19 protein-coding genes are annotated in these 21420 nt (G+C 73.6%); 8 read left to right on the top strand and 11 right to left on the bottom strand.

Features of this window, described 5'->3' with window-relative positions; all coding sequences use genetic code 11:
* The first annotated feature begins 18 nt into the window (after positions 1–18).
* A complete protein-coding gene (locus tag QNO07_RS01075; RefSeq protein ID WP_283989379.1) occupies positions 19–1434 on the top strand; it encodes a GH1 family beta-glucosidase in 1416 nt (471 codons plus the stop codon).
* Positions 1435–1514: 80 nt separating this feature from the next.
* Here the strand turns inward: QNO07_RS01075 and QNO07_RS01070 are convergent, their stop codons facing one another.
* The 5 genes from QNO07_RS01070 to QNO07_RS01050 all read right to left on the bottom strand — a co-directional run bounded on the left by QNO07_RS01070 (position 1515) and on the right by QNO07_RS01050 (position 7279).
* Complete coding sequence (locus QNO07_RS01070; protein ID WP_283989377.1) at positions 1515–2822, bottom strand: MDR family MFS transporter; 1308 nt, start codon at positions 2820–2822, stop codon at positions 1515–1517.
* Complete coding sequence (locus tag QNO07_RS01065) at positions 2819–4675, bottom strand: ABC transporter permease subunit (RefSeq protein WP_283989375.1); 1857 nt, start codon at positions 4673–4675, stop codon at positions 2819–2821. Before QNO07_RS01065 ends, QNO07_RS01070 begins: the two co-directional genes overlap by 4 nt.
* A gap of 5 nt (positions 4676–4680) precedes the next feature.
* Positions 4681–6168 carry an ABC transporter substrate-binding protein gene (locus QNO07_RS01060; RefSeq protein WP_283989374.1) on the bottom strand — a complete coding sequence of 496 codons (1488 nt, stop codon included), beginning with the start codon at positions 6166–6168 and terminating at the stop codon, positions 4681–4683.
* Positions 6169–6278: 110 nt separating this feature from the next.
* Complete coding sequence (locus QNO07_RS01055) at positions 6279–6827, bottom strand: GNAT family N-acetyltransferase (protein ID WP_283989373.1); 549 nt, start codon at positions 6825–6827, stop codon at positions 6279–6281.
* A 77-nt stretch (positions 6828–6904) separates the two neighbouring features.
* A complete protein-coding gene (locus QNO07_RS01050; protein WP_283989371.1) occupies positions 6905–7279 on the bottom strand; it encodes an RNA-binding S4 domain-containing protein in 375 nt (124 codons plus the stop codon).
* Between the two features lie 131 nt (positions 7280–7410).
* Between QNO07_RS01050 and QNO07_RS01045 the strand changes: the two genes are divergently transcribed.
* Positions 7411–8073, top strand: coding sequence for a nitroreductase family protein (locus QNO07_RS01045; RefSeq protein ID WP_283989370.1), 663 nt, complete (start codon positions 7411–7413; stop codon positions 8071–8073).
* Between the two features lie 143 nt (positions 8074–8216).
* Here QNO07_RS01045 and QNO07_RS01040 read toward each other — a convergent pair whose 3' ends face one another.
* The 4 genes from QNO07_RS01040 to QNO07_RS01025 all read right to left on the bottom strand — a co-directional run bounded on the left by QNO07_RS01040 (position 8217) and on the right by QNO07_RS01025 (position 13618).
* Positions 8217–9188, bottom strand: coding sequence for an acyl-ACP desaturase (locus QNO07_RS01040; protein WP_283989369.1), 972 nt, complete (start codon positions 9186–9188; stop codon positions 8217–8219).
* A gap of 198 nt (positions 9189–9386) precedes the next feature.
* Entirely contained in the window at positions 9387–11816 is a 2430-nt protein-coding gene (locus QNO07_RS01035; protein WP_283989368.1) for a Tex family protein, read from the bottom strand.
* Positions 11817–11885: 69 nt separating this feature from the next.
* Positions 11886–12749, bottom strand: coding sequence for an SCO6745 family protein (locus tag QNO07_RS01030; RefSeq protein ID WP_283989367.1), 864 nt, complete (start codon positions 12747–12749; stop codon positions 11886–11888).
* Positions 12750–12847: 98 nt separating this feature from the next.
* Positions 12848–13618: an enoyl-CoA hydratase/isomerase family protein gene (locus QNO07_RS01025; protein WP_283989366.1), complete on the bottom strand. Its 771-nt coding sequence runs from the start codon at positions 13616–13618 to the stop codon at positions 12848–12850.
* 136 nt (positions 13619–13754) lie between these two features.
* Here QNO07_RS01025 and QNO07_RS01020 point away from each other — a divergent pair, with 136 nt between their 5' ends.
* Together QNO07_RS01020 and QNO07_RS01015 are read left to right on the top strand one after the other, a co-directional pair.
* Positions 13755–14459 (top strand): HdeD family acid-resistance protein, encoded by a 705-nt coding sequence (locus tag QNO07_RS01020; protein WP_283989365.1) that lies wholly within the window; start codon positions 13755–13757, stop codon positions 14457–14459.
* Positions 14460–14612: 153 nt separating this feature from the next.
* Positions 14613–15110: an ATP-binding protein gene (locus tag QNO07_RS01015; protein WP_283989364.1), complete on the top strand. Its 498-nt coding sequence runs from the start codon at positions 14613–14615 to the stop codon at positions 15108–15110.
* A 9-nt stretch (positions 15111–15119) separates the two neighbouring features.
* Here the strand turns inward: QNO07_RS01015 and idi are convergent, their stop codons facing one another.
* Together idi and QNO07_RS01005 are read right to left on the bottom strand one after the other, a co-directional pair.
* The gene (gene idi / locus QNO07_RS01010; protein WP_283989363.1) at positions 15120–15680 is read right to left on the bottom strand and encodes an isopentenyl-diphosphate Delta-isomerase; all 561 of its coding nucleotides are present in this window, start codon (positions 15678–15680) and stop codon (positions 15120–15122) included.
* Between the two features lie 46 nt (positions 15681–15726).
* A complete protein-coding gene (locus QNO07_RS01005; RefSeq protein ID WP_283989362.1) occupies positions 15727–16662 on the bottom strand; it encodes a cation diffusion facilitator family transporter in 936 nt (311 codons plus the stop codon).
* Between the two features lie 425 nt (positions 16663–17087).
* Here QNO07_RS01005 and QNO07_RS01000 point away from each other — a divergent pair, with 425 nt between their 5' ends.
* From QNO07_RS01000 to QNO07_RS00985, 4 genes are read left to right on the top strand one after another with little or no spacing between them, the layout of a single operon-like run.
* Positions 17088–18866 carry a DUF5941 domain-containing protein gene (locus QNO07_RS01000; protein ID WP_283989598.1) on the top strand — a complete coding sequence of 593 codons (1779 nt, stop codon included), beginning with the start codon at positions 17088–17090 and terminating at the stop codon, positions 18864–18866.
* The gene (locus tag QNO07_RS00995; protein ID WP_283989361.1) at positions 18863–19600 is read left to right on the top strand and encodes a phosphocholine cytidylyltransferase family protein; all 738 of its coding nucleotides are present in this window, start codon (positions 18863–18865) and stop codon (positions 19598–19600) included. Before QNO07_RS01000 ends, QNO07_RS00995 begins: the two co-directional genes overlap by 4 nt.
* Positions 19588–20652: an iron-containing alcohol dehydrogenase family protein gene (locus QNO07_RS00990; RefSeq protein WP_283989360.1), complete on the top strand. Its 1065-nt coding sequence runs from the start codon at positions 19588–19590 to the stop codon at positions 20650–20652. Before QNO07_RS00995 ends, QNO07_RS00990 begins: the two co-directional genes overlap by 13 nt.
* On the top strand, positions 20630–21415 hold the full coding sequence (locus tag QNO07_RS00985; RefSeq protein WP_283989358.1) for a CDP-alcohol phosphatidyltransferase family protein: 786 nt from the start codon (positions 20630–20632) through the stop codon (positions 21413–21415). Before QNO07_RS00990 ends, QNO07_RS00985 begins: the two co-directional genes overlap by 23 nt.
* Positions 21416–21420 lie beyond the last annotated feature (5 nt).

The raw sequence follows: 21420 nt of genomic DNA, 5'->3' as shown, positions 1-21420 counted from the left end.
TCCCCGACCAGGAGACCCATGAGCATCATCAGCAACGCGCAACCCGCCCCGGCCGTGCGGGCGCTCACCGGCCTGCCCGCCGACTTCCGCTTCGGCGTGGCGACCTCCGCCTACCAGATCGAGGGCGCCGTCGGCGAGGACGGCAGGACGCCGTCCATCTGGGACACCTTCTGCCGGGTCCCCGGAGCGGTCTCCGGCGGGGAGAACGGCGACACCGCCTGCGACCACTACCACCGCATGCCGCAGGACGTGGACCTGATCGCCTCCCTCGGAGTCGACACCTACCGCTTCTCCCTGGCCTGGCCCCGTGTCCAGCCGCACGGCAGCGGCCCGGCCAACCAGAAGGGCCTGGACTTCTACCGCCGCCTCACCGACCGGCTCCTCGACCGCGGCATCACCCCCTGGATCACGCTCTACCACTGGGACCTGCCGCAGGAGCTGGAGGACGCCGGCGGCTGGCCGGCCCGCGACACCGCCCTGCGCTTCGCCGACTACGCGGCGCTCGCCCACGAGGCGCTCGGCGACCGGGTGACGCACTGGACGACGCTCAACGAGCCGTGGTGCTCGGCGATGCTCGGCTACGCGTGGGGGCAGCACGCCCCCGGACGGCGGGACTTCGGCGACGCCATGCACGCCGTGCACCACCTGCTGCTGGGCCACGGCCTCGCGGCCCGCCGCCTGCGCGAGGCTGCCGGGGACAACCCGCTGGAAGTGGGCATCACCCTCAACCTGGGCACCGCGGACCCGGCGACCGACAGCCCCGCCGACCAGGACGCCTGCCGCCGTGCCGACGGCCTGGGCACCCGCCTCTACCTCGACCCGCTGGTGCACGGCCGGTACCCGCAGGACGTGCTCGCCGATCTCTCCGCGCGCGGAGTCGAGATGCCGGTCCGCGACGGCGACCTGGAGAGCGTCGCCGCACCGCTCGACGTGCTCGGCGTCAACTTCTACCAGGGCCTGCAGTTCTCCGGCACCGCCGAGGACGGCTCCACGCTGGACGAGGAGGGACAGCCCGTGACGCGGGTGGTGCCGCGCGGGCTGCCGACCACGGCGATGGACTGGGAGATCATCCCGGCCAGCCTCACCGAGCTGCTGCTGCGCCTCGAGCGGGACTACGCGGTGCCGACCGTGGTCACCGAGAACGGGGCCGCCTTCCACGACACCGCCGACGCCGACGGGCGGGTGCGGGACGCCGACCGCACCGCCTACCTGGCCGACCACCTGGCCGCGGTCAGCGCCGCCCGCGCCCGGGGAGCCGACGTGCGCGGCTACTTCGCGTGGTCGCTGATGGACAACTTCGAGTGGGCTTACGGCTACGGCAAGCGGTTCGGCATCGTCCGCGTCGACTACGACACCCAGCAGCGCACGCTCAAGGACAGCGCGCTGTGGTACCGCGACACCATCGCGCTCACCCGGGGCGAGCCGCGCCCCTGACGCGTCCCCGCCCGGCTCTCGTGCCCCTCTCCCGACCGGCCCTCGCCGCTCAGCGGACGCTGTCGGTACCGACAGCGTCCTCAGCGCGGCGGGGGCTCGCGGCGCGGCACCAGGGCCAGCGCGACCAGCGGCACGGCCGCCAGGGCCGCCCAGGCGACGGCAGGGGGCAGGGCGTCGAGCAGCGCACCGGCGGCGGCGCTGCCGCCGAGCACCACCAGGCCGGACAGCGAGGACAGGGCCCCCGTGTAGAGGCCGAGCCGCCCCTCCTGGGCGAGGTCCGGCAGCCAGGCGCGGGCCGCGGGCACCAGCAGCATCTGGCCCACCGTCAGCAGCACGACGAAGGCCGCCGCCGGGAGCAGGCCGACCGGGCCGCCGGGTGACCAGCCCTGGCTCGCCGCCACCACGGCGAAGCCGCAGGCGATGGTCAGCAGCCCCGCGGTCATGGACCTCCGCAGCCCCCATCGGTCGGACGCCCACCGGGTCAGCGGCAACTGCACGGTGACCACCAGCAGGGAGGAGAGCGCGAAGAGGTACGCCAGCGCCACCTGAGGGTGAGCGGTGCGGTCGATCTCGGCCGGCAGCGCCAGGTACAGCTGGTTGTACGCCAGCAGGTAGGCGCTGTACGCACCGCACAGGGCGAGGAACGGGCGGTTGCGCAGCAGCGCGCGCAGCGCGCCGCGCCCGCGCACCGGGTGTCGGCCGGGGATGTGCTGCGGCAGCAGCACCACGTGGCCGGCCAGCACCGCGACGAACACCGCCGCGCCCGCCAGGCACACCGCGCGGAAGTCGACGGTCAGCAGCAGGGCGCCGAGCAGCGGGCCGAGGAAGGCGCCGGCCTGGCCGGCGACGGTGAACAGGGCGAGCACGCCGGTGCGCGGGCCGCCGCCGTCCTGCTCCCAGCAGACGGCCTGGCGGGCGATCTCGGACTCCACCGCGGGGGAGAACAGAGCCGCGGCGAAGCCGATCAGGAGGACCGCGCCGACCACCGTCCAGGTCTGCTCGGCCCAGCCGAGCCACACGAAGCCCGCGATGCGCAGCACGCACCCGGTGAGCACCACCGGGCGGACGCCGACGCGGTCGGTGAGCGCGCCGCCGACGACGAACAGGCCCTGCTGGCTGAAGGTGCGAAGGCCGAGAACGAGCCCGACCAGTGCGCCGGTCATGCCGAGTGTGCCGCCCAGGTACGCCGCCAGGTACGGCAGGACCAGGAAGAACCCGATGTTGAAGGCGAGTTGGGTGGCGATCAGCAGGCGCAGCAGCGGCGGCAGCCGGCGCCAGGTCGCCCGGCCGGTGCGGGCCGCGGCGAGCCTGCCGGCCTTGCCGGCCCTGCTGGGTTCGTCAGCCTTGCCGGCGGGCCGCCCGGTGGTGCGGTGGGGGGAGGCGGTCATACGGGTTCTCCCACTCTGGTGTCCGGCTTGCCGGCCGGGGGGCCGGCGGAGAGTCCGGGGTGGCCGGGCAGCGCTCCGGTGCCGGGACCGCCGAGGCCTGTGGGGCCGGAGCGGTGGCGGCGGCCGGGGGTGAGGGTGGACAGGCCCACCGACAGCACACCGAGCAGTACCAGCGCGGCGGTGGGCACCAGGACGGCCCAGGGGGCGCGTTCGGCGTAGGGATGGCCTTCGGCGATCAGCAGCCCCCACTCGGGCGCGGGCGGTTGGGTGCCCAGCCCGAGGAAGCTGAGCGCGGCGAGGGCGAGGGCGACGGACGGCACACGCAGCAGCGCGTGTCGGACCACCGGCGGCAGCACGGCGGGCAGCACGTGACGGCGCAGCAGGTGCCCGCGTCCCGCGCCGAGCGCGGCCGAGGCGGTCAGGTGGGTGGCCGCGCGTTCCTGGGTGAGCAGCGCGGTGGTGTGCGCGGCGAGCGGCGCCCAGGCCACGACGGCCACGGCGATCACGGCGGTGTGCTGCCCGCGGCCGAGTACGCCCGTCACCAGGAGCCCGGCGAGCACCGCGGGCACCGCGTTGACGGTCTCCACCAGCCCGGCGGAGAACCGGGGGAACAGGCCCAGCGCCACTCCCACGACCAGGGCGACCGCGCTGAGCGTGACCGCCAGCAGCAGCGTGTCCAGGCCGCCGTGCGCGACGCGGGCCAGCAGGTCCCGTCCGAGCGCGTCGGTGCCCAGCGGATGCGCCCGGCTCGGCGCCTCCAGCCGCACGGAGGTGTCCACGGCCAGGGGGTCGCGGAGCAGCCCGGCCGCTGTCGTCACCAGCAGTGCGGCGCCGCACAGCAGCGGCAGCACCGGCCACCGGCGGTCGGCGCGCGGGGCGGGCCGCAGGCTCTGCAGCGCGCCCGCCTCCAACGCGGGCCCGAGGAGCAGCCGCCCGGCCAGCCGGGCCAGCACACCCGCGGCGGCGGCGAGCGCCACCAGGGCCAGCGCGCCGGTCTGCAGGACGGGCAGGTCCTGAGCCACCGCCGCCTGCAGGGTCAGACGGCCCAGGCCCGGGATGTCGAAGATCTGCTCCACGGCCACCGAACCGCCGGTGAGCCCGACCACGAACAGGCCCGCGTTGGGCAGCACACCGGGCACGCAGCGGCGCACCGCGTGGCGGGCGACGCGCCGGCCGGGCACGCCGTGCGCCGCTGCGGTGCGCGCCCACGGTTCGGCGAAGGCGCCCGGCAGTGCGTCGTCGAGCATCCGGCCCAGGAACGCGCCCGCCGGCAGGCCCAGCGACAGGGCGGGCAGCACCATCCACTGCGGCCCGTACCAGCCCAGCGCCGGCAGCCATCCCCACGTCACGCCGACGACCACGGCGAGGACCGAGGCGGTGAGGAACTCCGGCACCGCGGCCAGCACGGCGGCGGTGCCGCCGCGCTGCGGCCGGGGCCCGCGCCGGGTGGCGCCCCGCCAGAGGGTGCGGGCGCTGACCGCGCCCGCGACGCAGGCGGCGACGGCCAGCGCGCCGGCCACCAGCAGCAGTGAGGCGCCGGCGGCCTGGACGACCTCGGGCAGCACCTCGCCGCCGGAGATCCACGAGCTGCCGGCGTCACCGCGCAGCAGACCGCCGAACCACTGCGCGAGCAGCGGGAAGGGCCCGGCGTCGAGGCCGAGTTCCCGCCGGATCGCGGCGAGCGCCTCGGGGTCCGGATCGCGTTCCAGCGTCCGGGCCCGCAGCACGGTCAGGGCCGGGTCGGTGCGGGACAGCCAGGGCAGCAGCGCGATGCCGCACAGCAGCAGTCCCGCGAGCCCGACACGCCACAGCGCGGCGACCGTCCCCGCGGTGCGGGCGGTGAGGGGTCTCACGTCGCTCAGCGGCGGGTGCCGAGCCCGACGAGGGTGCGCTCGTACGGGTCGAGCACCGCTCCGCTGACCGCGCCGTCCACGCCGTGCACGAGGCGCTGGTGGGCGAGTGGCACGAACGCGTCGGTGCCCAGCAGCACCGCCTCGGCGCCGAGTGCGGCCTTCCGGCGGGCGGCCTGGTCGTCTGTGCCCGCCGCGGCCTCGACCTTGCGGTCCAGGCCGCGGTCGCACAGCAGCGACAGGTTGTAGCTGCCGTCGCAGCCGAAGTCGCTGCGCAGGATCGAGACCGGGTCCCCGGTGTCGAGCATGGTGCTGCGGGTGGACACGAAGGCGTCGAACCGGCCCTCCAGCACGTCGCTCTCGATCCGCGAGTACTCGCGGACCTCCAGCTTCACGGTGAACCCGGCCTTCTCCAACTGCTGCTGGACGACCTGGGCGATCTCCGGCAGCTCCGGCCGGTTGTCGTAGGTGGCCAGGGTGAGGGTGCCCTTCGGCGGCTTCACGGCCTTCGCCCGGCCGGTCGGCTCGGGGCGCTCGCCGCGGGTCCAGCTCAGAGCGGGCCCGTAGAGGCCGCGTCCGGCGTCGGCGTGGCCCTCGTAGACGTCTTCGGCCAGGGCGGACGGGTCCACCGCGGCGCGGGCCGCGGCGCGGACGCCCGCGTCGGCGAAGACGCCCTTGTCGGAGTTGAGGTACAGCGCGGTGGTGCGGGCGGTGGGCACCTCGCGGGCGACGCCCTTCTTGAGGGAGCCCGCCTGGGCGAACGGAACGGACTCGGCGATGTCCACCTCGCCGCTGCGCAGGGCGTTGGTGCGCGCCTGACCGTCGGCGACGAACCGGGCGTCGACTCCGGCGGCGAGCGCGCGTCCGCCCCAGTGGCCGTCGAACCGGTCCAGGGTGGCGCGGGTGCCCGACTGCTGGGATATCTCGAACGGGCCGGTGGCGGTGCCGACGGGCGAGGGCCGTTCCGGCTTCTTGTAGGCCTTGGGGGAGAGCACCACGAGCGCGGGGCTGGACAGGCGCTGCGGGAGTACGGGGTCGGGGCTGTCGGTGGTGACGCGCACCTCGCCGTTCCCGGTCGCCTCGGCGGTGAGCTTCACCCCGGCCAGCGCGGCCGGGACGGGCTCCGCCGCGGCGGCCCGGGTCAGCGCGCCGGCCACGGCCTTGGGGGTGACGTCGCCGCCGTCCTGGAAGCGGGCCTCGCGCAGCGAGAACACCCAGCTGCGGTCGTTCTCCCGGTGCCAGGACTCCGCCAGCGCCGGGGCGGCCGTGCCGTTGGCGTCGAGCCGGGTGAGCCCTTCGGTGACGCCGAGCCGGGTGAGCAGCGTGGCGTCGTCGCTGTAGGGCGAGAGCCCAGCGGTGGGCGGGAAGGCGAGCGCGACCCTGAGCCGGGCGTCGTCTTCCGCGGAGTCGTCGCCGCCCGGGTCGGAGGACGCGAAGCAGCCGGCGAGCAGGGGGGTGAGCAGCAGGGCGGCTGTGAGCCGGCGAATCGGTGGCATGGCTGTCGTTCTCCGGGCGTTCAGGTGAGAGGCGGCGCAGATCGCGGAAAGACTACATGACAATCATTATCGATAAATCGGTGCCGATGTCGGTCGGGGGTGCCGACCGGTCACGGCCAGGGCACCTCGAAGTGCACGACGCTCGACGGGACGGCCTCCTCGCGCTCGTCGCACATGACCTTGCCCGTCGACCGCCAGAACGCCTCCGCTCCAGGGACCGAGGGGTCGGTGTGCAGGTACACCGCGCGATAGCCGCCCTCGGCCGCGGCGAACGCGAGCAACTCGTCCACCAGTCGGCGGGCCAGGCCGCGCCGGCGGTGACCGGGGCGCACGTAGACCCGGCGCAGCTGCGCGGTGGTGCCGGAGGGGTAGCGCTCGGCGAGCCAGCGCGGGTTGGGCGGGTGCGCGGGGCCGCGGGAGTCGAGCGCGGCGGTCGCGGCCACCTCGCCCTCCGGCCCGTCGGGCCCTTCGGGCAGTTCCACCGCGATCAGCAGCGTGTGCCGGGCCGGATGCAGGTAGAAGCCGCCCGGGTCGACGATGTCGGCGTGCCAGTGCGGCACGTACCCGGTACCGAAGTCGCGGTACACGGTGTCCAGCATCACGCTGCGCGCGGCGTCCAGGTCGGCGTCGGCCGCCACCCTGATGCGGTACTCACTCACCTGCGAAGGATATGCAACAACTCCGGGCAAGGCACGGGCGCCCCCACCGAGGGGCGCCCGTAGCGGTGCGGGGCTGCTCAGTCGCCGCGCAGTTTCTCCAGATCGCGGCGGTCCCGCTTGGTGGGGCGGCCGGTACCGCGGTCGCGGCGGCCGGCCGGGGCGACCGCCTGCGGCGGCGGGGGAGGAGGGCTGTGGTCGACGAAGCACTGCACCGCGACCGGTGCGCCCACCCGCTTGCGCACGATCCGGGAGACCACCGCGACGCGCTCCACCCCGCCCTGCCGCAAGCGCACCTCGTCGCCTGCGCGCACCGGCCGGGCGGGCTTGACCCGCTCGCCGTTGACCCGCACATGCCCTGCGCGGCAGGCCGCGGTGGCCTGGGAGCGGGTCTTGACGAGCCGGACCGACCAGATCCACGTGTCGACCCTGGCGGATTCCTCGTCTGCTGCCATGAGCCGACCTTAAGGGCTGTCCCACCCGCCGCGGGCGGCCCGGCCGCCCGGTCCGTGCGGATACGCGGCGACGGGAGCCGGGGCGGTCGGCGGTCTTCCGCCGCACCGGGTGTCCGTGCTGTGCTGCGGGCATGGTCGACACCACGGCACATCCCACCGTCCCGCACCGCAGGATGGTCGTCCCCGCCCACGAGGCGGCCGACCGCGCGCGGGAGTTCCACGCCACGATGGCCCAGCGCCGCACGGTCCGCGACTTCTCCCCGCAGCCGATCCCCGACGGCGTGGTGGAGTGGGCGGTACGCACTGCGGCCACCGCTCCCAGCGGCGCCCACGTCCAGCCCTGGCGCTACGTCGTGCTCACGGACCCGGACCGCAAGCGGCGGCTGCGTGAGGCCGCCGAGGCGGAGGAGCGCGAGTTCTACCGGCGCCGGGCCTCCGCCGAGTGGCTGGACGCGCTCGCCCCGCTGGGCACCGACTGGCGCAAGCCCTTCCTGGAGACAGCCCCGGTGGTCATCGTCGTCTTCGAGGTCCACCGCGGACCGCAGACGCCGCGGCCCTACTACACCAAGGAGTCGGTGGGCATCTCGGTCGGCCTGCTGCTCGCGACGCTGCACCAGGCCGGGCTGGCGACGCTCACCCACACGCCCAGCCCGATGCGCTTCCTCAACGAGGTCTGCGACCGCCCGCCGGAGGAGCGGGCGGCCTACGTCGTCCCGGTCGGCTACCCGGCGCCCGACGCGCGGGTGCCGGACCTGCGGCGCAAGGAACTCGACGAGGTGATGGTCCGGTTGTAGGGCCGCAGCCCCGCCGGACCACCGGGTGACGCCGTCCGTGCCGCGCGGCCTCCAGCCGCTCAGCCCCCAGCCGCGCGGCCACCGGGAGGCTCAGCGACCGGGAGGCTCAGCGACTGTGCCGCTCAGCTGCCGTCAGGGCCGGCTCAGGCGCCGGCGCGGGCGGCGCGGCGGGCCTCACGGGCGGCGAGGCGCTCGTCGAACTTGCGCGCCTCGCTGTCCAGGCCGCCCATGTACATCCCCAGCTCCTCCTGGGCCTTGAGGCCCTCGGGGCCCAGGCCGCCGATCTCCAGCACCTTCAGGTGGCGCAGCACGGGCTGGAGCACGTCGTCGTGGTGGATGCGCAGGTTGTAGATGCCGCCGATGGCCATGCGGGCCGCGGCGCGCTCGAACCCGGGCATGCCGTGGCCGGGCATGCGGAAGTTGACGACCACGTCGCGCACCGCGCACATCGTCAGGTCCGGAGCCAGCTCGAACGCGGAACGCAGCAGGTTCCGGTAGAAGATCATGTGCAGGTTCTCGTCGGTGGCGATCCGCGCCAGCATGCGGTCGCAGACCGGGTCACCCGACTGGTGTCCGGTGTTGCGGTGCGAGATGCGGGTGGCGAGTTCCTGGAAGGCGACGTACGCCACCGAGTGCAGCATCGAGTGCCGGTTGTCCGACTCGAAGCCCTCGGACATGTGGACCATCCGGAAGTTCTCCAGCTCCACCGGGTCCACCGCGCGGGAGGTGAGCAGGTAGTCGCGCATCACGATGCCGTGCCGGCCCTCCTCCGCGGTCCAGCGGTGCACCCAGGTCCCCCAGGCGCCGTCCCGGCCGAACAGCGAGGCGATCTCGTGGTGGTAGCTCGGCAGGTTGTCCTCGGTGAGCAGGTTCACCACCAGCGCGATCCGGCCGATGTCGGTGACCTTGGAGTCCTCGGGAGCCCACGGCTCGCCGCCCAGCGGTCCGTCGAAGTTGCGGCCGTCGCTCCACGGCACGTACTCGTGCGGCATCCAGTCCTTGGCGACGTTCAGGTGCCGGTTGAGCTCCTTCTCGACGACCTCTTCCAGCGCGTACAGCAGCCGGGCATCGGTCCACTGGTCCGGTGCGGCGTTGTGGGCGGTGGTGAGCGTCACAGGTTCTCCAAGCTTGTCCGAGTGCACTTACGGGTCCGTAGGTTACGAAACCGTAAGTTACACCTCGCCCCGATGGCAAGGCCGGTCTCACAGGGCTTCTTCCCCGTGACGTTCGGTGAAGGCCTCGGGACGGAAAAAGGCGCGGGACCAGGGACGATGCCCGGTACCCGCGCCTTTCGCCCGTCAGTGTGACCTTCGCTACCCGCGGCCCCCGCCGGGGTCGGTGAGACCCGCCCGGCGCAGCGCGTCGGCCATCGCGCTGTTCGCCGGAGGCGCCGCCCGCCGCTGGTCCGCACCGGCGCCCGTGCGGCGCTCACCCTGCTGCCGTCCGCCGCCCGAGCCCGTCTGCCGCTCGCCCTGCCGCGGGCGCGGCGGCCGGCCGCCCTGCGCTTCGCGGGCCCCGCCCGCCTCGCGCCCGCCGCGCGGGGCGCGCGTCCCGCCCTCGGGGTCGTCGAGGCGCAGCGTCAGCGAGATCCGCTTGCGCGGCACGTCGACCTCGAGCACCTTGACCCGCACGATGTCGCCGGGCTTGACGACGTCCCGGGGGTCCTTCACGAACGTCTTCGACATCGCCGAGACGTGCACCAGTCCGTCCTGGTGCACACCGACGTCCACGAACGCGCCGAACGCGGCGACGTTGGTCACCACGCCCTCCAGCACCATCTCCGGGGCGAGGTCGCCGATCTTCTCCACGCCCTCCTTGAACTCCGCGGTGCGGAACGCCGGGCGCGGGTCGCGGCCCGGCTTCTCCAGCTCGCGCAGGATGTCGGTGACGGTCGGCAGGCCGAAGCCGTCCCGCACGAACTCCTGCGGCTTCAGGGCCCGCAGCGTCCGCGTGTCGCCGATCAGCGAGGACACGTCGCCGCCGCCGGCCCTGACCATGTCGCGCACCACCGGGTAGGCCTCCGGGTGCACGCTGGAGGCGTCCAGCGGGTCGTCGCCGCCCCGGATGCGCAGGAAGCCGGCGCACTGCTCGTACGCCTTCGGGCCCAGCCTGGGCACCGCCTTGAGCGCCGCCCGGCTGCGGAACCGCCCGTTGCCGTCCCGGTACGCCACGATGTTCTCGGCCAGCGTGCCGCCGATGCCCGACACCCGCGAAAGCAGGGGTGCCGACGCGGTGTTGACGTCCACGCCGACGCCGTTGACGCAGTCCTCCACCACCGCGTCGAGGGACCGCGACAGCTTCACCTCGGAGAGGTCGTGCTGGTACTGGCCCACGCCGATCGACCTGGGGTCGATCTTCACGAGTTCGGCCAGCGGGTCCTGCAGCCGCCGGGCGATGGAGACCGCGCCGCGCAGCGACACGTCCAGGTCCGGCAGTTCCTGGGTGGCGAACGCGGACGCCGAGTACACCGAGGCGCCGGCCTCGGAGACCATCACCTTCGTCAGCCCCAGCTCGGGCCGCGCGGCGATGAGGTCGGCTGCCAGCTTGTCCGTCTCCCGGGACGCCGTGCCGTTGCCGATCGCCACCAGCTCCACCCGGTGCTCGGCGGCGAGGCGGCCCAGTGCCTGAAGGGAGTCCTGCCACTGCTTGCGAGGCGCGTGCGGGTAGATCGTCGCGGTGGCCGCGACCTTGCCGGTACCGTCGACCACCGCCACCTTCACGCCGGTCCGCAGGCCCGGGTCCAGCCCCATCGTGGGCCGGGAACCGGCCGGAGCGGCCAGCAGCAGGTCACGCAGGTTCGAGGCGAACACCTCCACGGCGGACTCCTCGGCCGCCTGCCGCAGGCGCACCCGCAGGTCGATGCCCAGGTGGACGAGCAGGCGTGTGCGCCACGCCCAGCGCACGGTCTCCGCCAGCCAGCGGTCGGCGGGCCGGCCCCGGTCGGCGATGCCGAAGCGCGCGGCCACCGCCCGCTCGTAGTCGGACGGGCCGGGACGCTCCTCGTCGTCCGGCTCGGGCGAGAGCACCAGGTCGAGGACCTCCTCCTTCTCGCCGCGCAGCATCGCCAGCACCCGGTGGGAGGGCAGTGTGGTGAACGGCTCGGAGAAGGCGAAGTAGTCGGCGAACTTCGCGCCCTGCTCCTCCTTGCCCTCGCGGACCCGCGCCACCACCCGGCCGCGCCGCCACATGCGCTCACGCAGCTCGCCGATGAGGTCGGCGTCCTCGCCGAAGCGCTCGGTCAGCACGGCACGCGCGCCGTCGAGCGCCGCACCGGCGTCGGCCACGCCGCGCTCGCTGTCGACAAAGGAGGCTGCCGCGGCGGCCGGGTCGGTGCCGGGCTCGGCCAGCAGCGTGTCGGCCAGCGGCTCCAGACCCGCCTCGCGGGCGATCTGGGCCTTGGTCCGCCGCTTCGGCTTGAAGGGCAGGTAGATGTCCTCCAGCCGGGCCTTGGAGTCCGCCGCCCGGATCCGCGCCTCCAGGGCGTCGTCCAGCTTGCCCTGGCCGCGGATCGACTCCAGTACGGAGGACCGCCGGTCCTCCAGCTCCCGCAGGTAGCGCAGGCGCTCCTCAAGGGTCCGCAGCTGGGCGTCGTCGAGCGTGCCGGTGGCCTCCTTGCGGTAGCGGGCGACGAACGGCACGGTGGAGCCGCTGTCGAGCAGATCGACGGCGGCCTTCACCTGCCACTCCGATACGCCGAGTTGCTCGGCGATCCTGGCTTCGATGGACACAGTTGTTGCGGTCACGCCCCGCATTCTGGCAGGTGGACCACCGGCGGCGGCCGGTCGCCGTGCGGCGCGGCGGGTGGCGCCCGCTCAGCCCTTGCCGAGCAGGCCGCGCGGGAAGGCGCCCGCTTCGGCCGCGGCGAGGGCGAGCAGTCCGCCCAGTTCCGTCAGGCGCTCCACTCCGGCTGCGCCCAGGTGCTCGTAGGGTGCGCGGTCCAGCCGGTCGGTGGCGCTCTCGATCTCCCGGCGCAGGGCCACGCCGTCCTCGGTCAGTTCACCGTGCGCGTCCAGGATCTCCCGGTCGCGCAGCAGGGCCTCCGCCTCGTCCCACTCCTCGGCGGTGAAGCCGCGCGAACCGAGCACCCACCGCCGGCTCATTCCCTTGCCGGTGGCGGTGTGGCTGACCTGCGCCTGCAAGCCGCTCAGCCCGGCGTCGAGCAGTACCGCGAGGTGGGCGTCGCCGCGGTGCTCGCGCAGCAGGGTCGCCGCGTGCCACAGCCGCAGATGCGGCTGCTCGGGCACGGGCAGGTCAGCGTGGGCGGCGTAGAGCGGCCGGGCGCCGCGCTCGCACGCCTCGGTGGCCCGCAGCGCCAGCTCGGCCGCCTCGGCGACCTCCTTGGAGCCGGCGGCCTCCTCGCCCAGCAGGCGGCGCAGGGCCCGGTCGGCGGCGCGCAGCCGGGCGTCGAGTACCGCCTGCGGTTCCGCGGTGCGCCAGACGGCGGGCACGCACCGGCTGATCAGGCGGTGGCTGAAGCTGTAGAACGTCGCCGTGACGGTGCCCGGGCCCACCGCGCCCATGGCCGCGGCACGGCTGGCGAAGTAGGCGGCGGACGGGTCGTCCACGCCGATGGCGGCGAACTCCTCGCCCAGTTCGGGCGAGAAGTAGACCGCCGAGTGGAGGGGGTTCACGACGTTGTGGCAGCGGCGTCCGGCACGCTCCGGCAGTGTGGTCATGGACTCCAGGTTACTGATCGGTCGCTTAGTTCAGAAGGGTCGGGAGCAGCCGAATCCCCATCGGGCGAGGAGGGGCCGGGCAGCAGCCCTTCCGCTTCTCATCCCTCCCAGGTGAAGCGAGGCGGGCGCCGTTCCAGGAACGCCGCCGCGCCCTCGGCCGCCTCCCCGCTGTTGCGGGCCTGCCGCACCCAGTGCGCGGAGCGGGTCGGGTCCGGCGGGCCGTCGACGTACTCCTTCGCCGCGCACTGGCTGAGCAGCGACCGGGTGCCCAGGGTGCGGGTGAACTCCGCCACCCGTGCGTCGAGCAGTGTGCCGCTTTCCAGCACCTCGTCCACCAGCCCCACCCGCAGCGCCCGCTCGGCGTCGATCAGCTCGGCCGAGAACAGCAGGTGCTTCGCCGCCGACGGCCCCACCAGCCGCACCAGACGACCGGTGGAGGTCGCCGGATAGACCACGCCCAGTCGGGCCGGGGTGACGCCGAACACCGCGTCCGCGGTGGCGAACCGCAGGTCGCAGGCGGCTGCCAGCTGGCAGCCGCCCCCGACGCAGTGGCCGCGCACCGCCGCCAGAGTGGGGCGCGGGAAGGCGGCCAGCGCCTCCTCGGCGGCGACCGCGAGCCGCTGCGGGCCGTCCTCCGCGTCCGGATCGCCGTGCAGGGTGGAGATGTCGGCGCCGGCGCAGAAGGTCTCCCCGCTGCCGGTGAGCACCAGCGCCCGCACCGACGGCGCCTCCGCGAGTCCGCCCAGCAGCTCGGTCAGCCGCCGCCACATCGGCGCGGTCATCGCGTTTCGCTTGGCGGGGTGGTGCAGCGTCACGGTCGCCACCCCGTCGGAGGTGACGCAGCCGATCGAGGGCTCTGGAGGATTCATGGACGGTGATGTTAGGGCGTGCCCCGTCAGGGCCGCCGGGGCACCCTTCGTCGGGCCGGACCCGGATGGCTCAGCCCGGGGAGCGGGTACACGGCAGGGGAGGCAGGCTGGCTCGGAGGAACACTGGAGGTGTCGCATGGTCGGCAGCAAGGGCAAGCGCAAGGCCGTCCCCAGGTCGGAGGTCGGGCTCACCCGCAGCCTGAACCTGCTGACGGTGCTCGGCGCCGTGCTGGTGCTGGGCGGCCTGATCGGCCTGGTCTACGTGGGCGTGGCGACGATCACCACGGTGCTGATCTTCGGCTGGCTGCTGCTCGTCAGCGGAGTGGTCGCGCTGATCCACGCCGTGCAGTCGCGCAAGTCGAACTTCTTCTGGTTGGGCCTCATCGTGGCCGCGCTCTACATCGCGGCCGGCATCGTGGTCATCCTCAATCCGGAGACGAGCGCCGCCGGGCTCACCCTGTTCGCTGCGCTGCTCTTCCTCACCGGTGGCGTGTTCCGCCTGGTGGGCGGCGTCGTCGCGCGCGGGCCGCAGATGATCTGGACGGTCGCCCAGGGCGCGTTCGGAGTGCTGCTGGGTGTGCTGGTGCTGGGCGACTGGCCGCAGAGCACGCTCTACACGCTCGGCACGTTCTTCTCGCTGGCACTCCTGTTCGACGGCCTCGGCCTGCTGGCCACCGGCATCACCGGCCGCCAGGTGGCGGGACAGGTGGCGCGCGGCCGGGACGAGGCGGACCGGACGGCGGCGTCGAAGGACGAACCGCACTGGAGAACCGGTTCTGCGGATCGGGACGAGCCCGCGCCGGGGGATGAGACAACCAGCGACAAGAGACGTCCGAAGTAGGTCGACCGTCGAGCAACAGCGTTCCTGATACGGCAAATACCGGTCAGTTCGGGTCAGGTGCACTTCCCGTCCCGGTATGTACCAACACTCGTAGGGGTATGCGGTCTCCGTGCGGACACTGCGACGACCACGAGAGGGTGGGTGTCGGACATCATGGACAGCCTCGGGAGCGCTCCGCCCCAGCCGTCCGCCGCGGAACCTCCGGGACCACCGGCCTACGCCGGAGCCTGGCGCTTCACCGCTCCCGCCCTCGACTCCTCCGTGCCGCAGGTGCGGCACGCCGTACGCGACCTGATCCGGCGGCAGCGCGCCCCGGTGAACGACGAGCTCATGCAGTCCCTGCTGCTCATCGTCTCCGAACTGGTCACCAACTCGGTGCGGCACGCCGCACTGCTCTCCCCCGAGGTGGGCGTGGAGGTGTCGCTGGGCGGCGGCTGGGTGCGGGTGGCGGTGGAGGACGGCCACCCCTACCGGCCCAAGGCGCTGGCCGCCGAACCCGACCACGAGCTGACCGGCGGACGCGGCCTGCTGCTGGTGAAGGCCTACGTCACCGAGGGCGGCGGCACCTGCGACGTGGAGCAGACGGCCGCGGGTGGCAAGGTCGTCTGGGCCGCGCTCCCGCTGCAAGTCCAGCGGACCCCGCCGCCGTGAAACGTTCCCTCACCAGCCGGCGGCAGTGCCGGTGACCTTCCGGATGCCGGGCCGGGCCGCGTCGAGCACCGTCATGAACCAGGCGGAGAACACACCCTCCGCGTGCCGTTCCTTCAGCTCCTGCGGAGTGACGAACACCGTCTCGGTGACCTCCGACGGGTCCGGCCGCAGGGGCGAGGCGACGACACCGGCGAACAGGTGGTTGAACTCCTGCTCCACCAGGCCCGAGGCCGGGTCGGGGTGGTTGTAGCGGACGGTGCCGGCCTCCGCCATCAGCGCGGGGGCGACACCCAGTTCCTCGCCCACGCGCCGCGCCGCGGCGGCGAACGGCGGCTCACCCGGGTAGGGGTGCCCGCAGCAGGTGTTCGACCACACGCCGGGGGAGTGGTACTTCTCCAGGGCGCGGCGCTGCAGCAGCAGTCGGCCGCCGGTGTCGAAGAGGAAGACCGAGAAGGCGCGGTGCAACCGCCCGGGCGCCTGGTGGGCGGAGAGCTTCTCCGCGGTGCCGATCGTCACTCCGTGCTCGTCGACCAGTTCGAGCATGATCGGACCCGCAGGGTTGTTCGCCATGTTCCTCCTCGGTTGCGACTGAATGCACCAGTGTGCCGTACCGGGATCAGTGGCAGAGCCCTGCCTCGTGCGCCGCATGTCCGTGCGGTTCCAGCTGGAAGGTGCAGTGCTCGACGTCGAAGTGGTCACCCAGGCAGTCCTGGAGCGCGTGCAGTATCCGCTCGTGCCCCACGCCGTCCAGCGCCTCCCGGTCCACCACGACGTGCACCGACAGCACGGGCATGCCCGAGGTGATCGTCCACACGTGGAGGTCGTGCAGGTCCTCCACACCCGGCACCTCCAGGATGTGCTGCCTGACCTCGTCGAGGTCCACGTCGCGCGGAGCCGTCTCCAGCAGCACGTCCACGGCCTCCTTCGCCAGTTTCAGGGTGCGCGGGACGATCATCAGTGCGATGGCCAGCGAGGCGATCGGGTCGGCCTGCCGCCAGCCGGTCAGCATGATCACCAGTGCGGCGACCACCACCGCCACCGAACCGAGCGCGTCCGCCAGCACCTCCAGGAACGCGCCGCGCACGTTCAGGCTCTCCTTCTGCCCCCGCATCAGCAGCGACAGCGAGATGCCGTTCAGCACCAGGCCCACCAGGCCGAAGACGATGGTCAGCCCGCCGGGCACCTCGGCCGGGTCGCGCAGGCGTGCGATCGCCTCGACGAGGATGTAGCCGCCGACCCCCAGGAGCAGCAGGCAGTTCAGCAGCGCCGCCAGGATCTCGATCCGGGCGAAGCCGAACGTGCGGCGCGCACTCGTCGGCCGGTTCGCGAAGTGGATGGCGGTCAACGCCATGCCGATGCCGATGACGTCCGTCGCCACGTGGCCGGCGTCGGCGAGCAGGGCCAGCGAACCCGTCAGCCACGCGCCGACGGCCTCGGTGACGAGCAGCGTGCACGCGATGGCCAGCGTGATGCGCAGCCGCCCCCGGTAGGCCGCCGCCGCGGTCCCGGTGGTTCCTGGCGGCGGACCGCCGTGATCGTGCCCCGCACCCATGGAAGAAGCCTCTCGCAACCGTTGGGGACAACCGCCGCTGCGGTGTCCGGACCGCCTCAGTGAACTACGGGTGGGGGGTATGTGCAACGCGGCACTGAACACCGTTGTCGTATCCCCTGAGCTGGGCGTTCTCCCCGCAGGTCAGCGAAGTGCGACAGCTCCGGCCGCACCCGGCCCGGCGTGTCCCGCGCTCGGCGCCGGCGCCGGTTTGCCCGCCCCCCGCATGATCGACAATGCTGTGCCGCGCAGGCGCAAGCGGACCGCGGTGAATGCGCGGTGAACGGTCGTCCCCACCGATCCGATAGCCTCTGCCGACGTGCGACCGCCCCTCCAACGGGTGAAGGCGCACCTCTCCCGCTGTCCTGCCCGCGAACCGTCCGGGCTGCGGGGACGACCCGTCGCAAGGCGCCAAGGAGTGAGTTCGTCTGTCGACCGCCATCCTCACCGGAACGCCGGCCGCCGGTTCGCCACTGGAGAGCGACCTGCGCGCCCTCGGCTTCGCCGTGCTCACGGCGGCGGACGGCACCGAGGCCGCCTCCCTGCTGGCCGCCCTGCCGGCAGCGGAGCGGACCGCGCTGGTCGACGCGCACTTCGTCGGGCACCGGCAGAGCCTGCGCCTGGCCCTGACCGACCCGCGCTTCGCCGCGGCGGCCGTCCCCGGCGCCCTCACCGCCGCACCCGCGGCGCTCACCGCGGCGCTGGCCGGCGCCGACGCTGCCTCTGACGGGCCGGTCCCGCTGCCCGACCGGGCCACAGCCGCCCTGGAGGCCTCCGGCAGCGACGTCCACCGGCCGGAACTCGGCGTGCTCGTCGCCACGGTGCCCGCGGGGGAGAGCGAACGCGCCGACGCGCAGGCCGCGGTGGCCGCCGTGGACGACGAAGCCGTCCGGCTGCGCACGGCGGTCAAGTCGCGCGACGGCTTCTTCACCACCTTCTGCGTCAGCCCCTACTCGCGCCACCTCGCCCGCTGGTGCGCGCGCCGCGGCCTCACCCCCAACCAGGTCACCACCGCTTCCCTGCTGACGGCGCTGGTCGCGGCCGGTTGCGCCGCCACCGGCACCCGCGGCGGCTTCGTCGCCGCCGGCGTACTGCTGCTGCTGTCCTTCGTCCTGGACTGCACCGACGGGCAACTCGCCCGCTACGCGCTGAAGTACTCCACACTCGGCGCCTGGCTGGACGCGACGTTCGACCGCGCGAAGGAGTACGCCTACTACGCCGGCCTGGCACTCGGCGCTGCTCGCGGCGGTGACGACGTCTGGGCGCTCGCGCTGGGCGCGATGGTGCTGCAGACGGTCCGCCACGTCGTCGACTTCTCGTTCAACGAGGCCGACCGGCCCGAGGACGGCCAGTCGGGCGGCAGCCCGGCGGCAGTGCTCTCCGAACGCCTCAACAGCGTCGGCTGGACCGTGTGGGCGCGCCGCATGATCGTGCTGCCCATCGGCGAACGCTGGGCGCTGATCGCGGTACTGACCGCGCTGACCACACCGCGAGTCACGCTCACCGTGCTGCTCGCCGGCTGTGCGCTCGCCGCCTGCTACACCACCGCCGGACGCGTCCTGCGGTCCGTCAACCGCCGGACCCGCAACGGCCCCCGGGCCGCCGCAGCCCTCGCCGACCTGACCGACACCGGGCCGCTGGCGGCAGCCGCCGCACGGGTGCTGCCCGGCGGCCTCGCGCCGCTGACCGCGGCCCTGGGCGCCGCACTGGTGGTGGGCACCGCGCTGGCCGCACCCGCCGGGAGCTGGTGGCCGGTCCCGGCCGCCGCCGGGTACGCGCTGCTGGCCGGCTCCGCCGTGGCCAGGCCGCTGGACGGCCCGCTGGACTGGCTGGTCCCGCCGCTGTTCCGCGCCGCCGAGTACACCACCGTGCTGGTGCTCGCCGCCCGGTCCGAGGTGAACGGCGCCTTGCCGGCTGCTTTCGGCCTGGTGGCCGCGGTCGCCTACCATCACTACGACACGGTGTACCGCATCCGCGGTGGCACCGGGGCGCCCCCGCGCCGCCTGGTGCGGGCGATCGGCGGACACGAAGGACGGACCCTCGCGGTGACGGCTGCCGCCGCCGCCTGGTCCGGCACAGCAGGTCTCACCATCGCGCTGACGGCCCTCGCGGGGGTCCTGGCGCTGGTGGTGCTGGCGGAGAGCATCCGCTTCTGGGCGTCCTCCGGGGCGCCCGCCGTACACGACGAAACAGGAGAACCCGCATGATCGGCCTCGTGCTGGCCGCCGGCGCCGGACGGCGTCTGCGTCCCTACACCGACACCCTGCCCAAGGCACTGGTGCCGGTGGACGGCGACATCACCGTGCTCGACCTCACCCTGGGCAACTTCAGGGACGTGGGCATCACCGACGTCGCCATCGTCGTGGGCTACCGCAAGGAGGCCGTCTACGAGCGCAAGGCCGCCCTGGAGGAGAAGTACGGCCTCAAGCTCACCCTGATCGACAACGACAAGGCCGAGGAGTGGAACAACGCCTACTCCCTGTGGTGCGCGCGTGACGCGATCAAGCACAGCGTGATCCTCGCCAACGGCGACACCGTGCACCCGGTCTCCGTCGAGCGCACCCTGCTCGCCGCCCGCGGCGACGGCAAGAAGATCATCCTGGCGCTGGACACCGTCAAGAAGCTCGCCGACGAGGAGATGAAGGTCGTCGCCGAGCCGGGCAAGGGCGTGCGCCGCATCACCAAGCTGATGGACCCCGCCGAGGCGACGGGCGAGTACATCGGCGTCACCCTCATCGAGGGCGAGGCCGCCGCCGAACTGGCCGACGCGCTGAAGACCACCTTCGAGCGCGACCCCGACCTCTACTACGAGGACGGCTACCAGGAGCTGGTCAACCGCGGCTTCACCGTGGACGTCGAACCCATCGGCGACATCAGCTGGGTCGAGATCGACAACCACGACGACCTCGCCAAGGGCAGGGAGATCGCGTGCCGGTACTGACCCGACTGATCCCGTCCCCGCTGACGGTCGACATCCGGGCCGGAGCACTGGACGACCTGGCCACGATCCTCGCCGACCAGCGGATCTCGCCCGCCGGCAAGCTGGCCATCGCCATCAGCGGCGGCTCCGGACAGGCGCTCCGCGACCGCGTGGCCCCCGCCCTGCCGGGCGCCACCTGGTTCGACTGCGCCGACGGCACCATCGACGGCGCCGTGCGGCTGGCCGACGAGATCAAGCGGTCCGGACGGTACGACGCGGTGGTCGGCCTCGGCGGCGGCAAGGTCATCGACTCCGCCAAGTACGCGGCGGCCCGCGTCGGCCTGCCCATGGTCTCGGTGGCCACCAACCTCGCCAACGACGGCCTGTGCTCGCCGGTGTCGACCCTCGACAACGACGCCGGCCGCGGCTCCTACGGTGTGCCGAACCCGATCGCCATCGTCATCGACCTGGACGTCATCCGAGAGGCCCCGGTGCGCTACGTGCGGGCCGGGATCGGCGACGCGATGAGCAACCTGTCCGCCGTCGCGGACTGGGAGCTGTCCCACCGCGAGACCGGGGAGCCCTTCGAGGGCCTGGCCGCCGCCATGGCCCGCAGCGCCGGCGACTCCGTGCTGCGCCACCCCGGCGGTGTCGGCGACGACGACTTCCTCGTCATCCTCGCCGAGGCGCTGGTGCTCACCGGCATCTCCATGTCCATCGCCGGCGACAGCCGCCCGGCCTCGGGGGCCTGCCACGAGATCTGCCACTCGCTGGACCTGCTCTTCCCCAAGCGCTCCGCGCTGCACGGCGAGCAGTGCGGCCTCGGCGCCGCGTTCGCCATGCACCTGCGCGGCGCGCACGCCGAGTCCGCGCTGATGGCCGAGGTGCTGCGCCGCCACGGGCTGCCCGTGCTGCCCGGCGAGATCGGGTTCAGCGACGAGGAGTTCGTCACGGCCCTGGAGTACGCGCCGCAGACCCGCCCCGGGCGCTACACCATCCTGGAACACCTGGACCTGTCCACCGACCAGATCAGGGACGCGTACGCCGACTATGCAAAAGCCGTCAGTAGCTGAACTCCGGCCGGTCGTCCACCCGGAGGGCGTCAAGGACCGGCGCAGCGGTGAACACTGGGCCGGTCGCCTGTACATGCGGGAGATCTCGCTGCGGTGCGACCGGTACCTGGTGAACACCCGGATCACGCCGAACCAGTTGACCTACCTCATGGTGGTCGCCGGGTTCGCCGCCGGCGCGGCGCTGCTCATCCCGGGGCTCACCGGCGCGCTGCTGGCCGCGGTGCTGATCCAGCTGTACCTGCTGCTGGACTGCGTCGACGGCGAGATCGCCCGCTGGCGCAAGCAGACGTCCATCACCGGCGTCTACCTCGACCGGGTCGGCCACTACCTGTGCGAGGCGGCACTGCTCGTCGGCTTCGGCCTGCGGGCCGCCGACCTGTTCCACCAGGAGGGCGCCACCACCCAGTGGATGTGGGCGTTCCTGGGCACACTGGCGGCGCTCGGCGCGATCCTGATCAAGGCCGAGACCGACCTGGTGGACGTGGCCAGGGGCCGCAGCGGACTGGCCGCGGTCACCGACGAGGCCGCAGTGCCGCGCTCCTCCGGCCTGGCGGTGGCCCGGCGGGCCGCGGCGGCGCTGAAGTTCCACCGCCTCGTCGGCGGCGTCGAGGCCTCGCTGTTCATCCTGGCCGTCGCGATCGCTGATTTCTTCGCCGGCGGGCTGTTCTTCACCCGGCTCGGCGTGGTCGTCCTGGCCGCCGTGGCGGTGCTGCAGACCGTGCTGCACCTGGTGTCCATCCTCGCCTCCAGCAGGCTGCGATGACCGCC

Origin of the sequence: Streptomyces sp. 549 (assembly GCF_030124175.1) — a bacterium.
Lineage (GTDB): Bacteria > Actinomycetota > Actinomycetes > Streptomycetales > Streptomycetaceae > Streptomyces.
The sequence above is the reverse complement of the archived record's forward strand: the minus strand, read 5'-3'. Positions and strand labels throughout refer to the sequence as shown.

What these genes read in the sequence shown, in the direction of transcription:
- QNO07_RS01075 (WP_283989379.1), top strand. Translation starts at nt 19, where the DNA reads ATGAGCATCATCAGCAACGCGCAACCCGCCCCGGCCGTGCGGGCGCTC.
- QNO07_RS01070 (WP_283989377.1), bottom strand. Translation starts at nt 2,822, where the DNA reads ATGACCGCCTCCCCCCACCGCACCACCGGGCGGCCCGCCGGCAAGGCT.
- QNO07_RS01060 (WP_283989374.1), bottom strand. Translation starts at nt 6,168, where the DNA reads ATGCCACCGATTCGCCGGCTCACAGCCGCCCTGCTGCTCACCCCCCTG.
- QNO07_RS01050 (WP_283989371.1), bottom strand. Translation starts at nt 7,279, where the DNA reads ATGGCAGCAGACGAGGAATCCGCCAGGGTCGACACGTGGATCTGGTCG.
- QNO07_RS01045 (WP_283989370.1), top strand. Translation starts at nt 7,411, where the DNA reads ATGGTCGACACCACGGCACATCCCACCGTCCCGCACCGCAGGATGGTC.
- QNO07_RS01030 (WP_283989367.1), bottom strand. Translation starts at nt 12,749, where the DNA reads ATGACCACACTGCCGGAGCGTGCCGGACGCCGCTGCCACAACGTCGTG.
- QNO07_RS01025 (WP_283989366.1), bottom strand. Translation starts at nt 13,618, where the DNA reads ATGAATCCTCCAGAGCCCTCGATCGGCTGCGTCACCTCCGACGGGGTG.
- QNO07_RS01020 (WP_283989365.1), top strand. Translation starts at nt 13,755, where the DNA reads ATGGTCGGCAGCAAGGGCAAGCGCAAGGCCGTCCCCAGGTCGGAGGTC.
- QNO07_RS01015 (WP_283989364.1), top strand. Translation starts at nt 14,613, where the DNA reads ATGGACAGCCTCGGGAGCGCTCCGCCCCAGCCGTCCGCCGCGGAACCT.
- idi (WP_283989363.1), bottom strand. Translation starts at nt 15,680, where the DNA reads ATGGCGAACAACCCTGCGGGTCCGATCATGCTCGAACTGGTCGACGAG.
- QNO07_RS01005 (WP_283989362.1), bottom strand. Translation starts at nt 16,662, where the DNA reads ATGGGTGCGGGGCACGATCACGGCGGTCCGCCGCCAGGAACCACCGGG.
- QNO07_RS00995 (WP_283989361.1), top strand. Translation starts at nt 18,863, where the DNA reads ATGATCGGCCTCGTGCTGGCCGCCGGCGCCGGACGGCGTCTGCGTCCC.
- QNO07_RS00985 (WP_283989358.1), top strand. Translation starts at nt 20,630, where the DNA reads ATGCAAAAGCCGTCAGTAGCTGAACTCCGGCCGGTCGTCCACCCGGAG.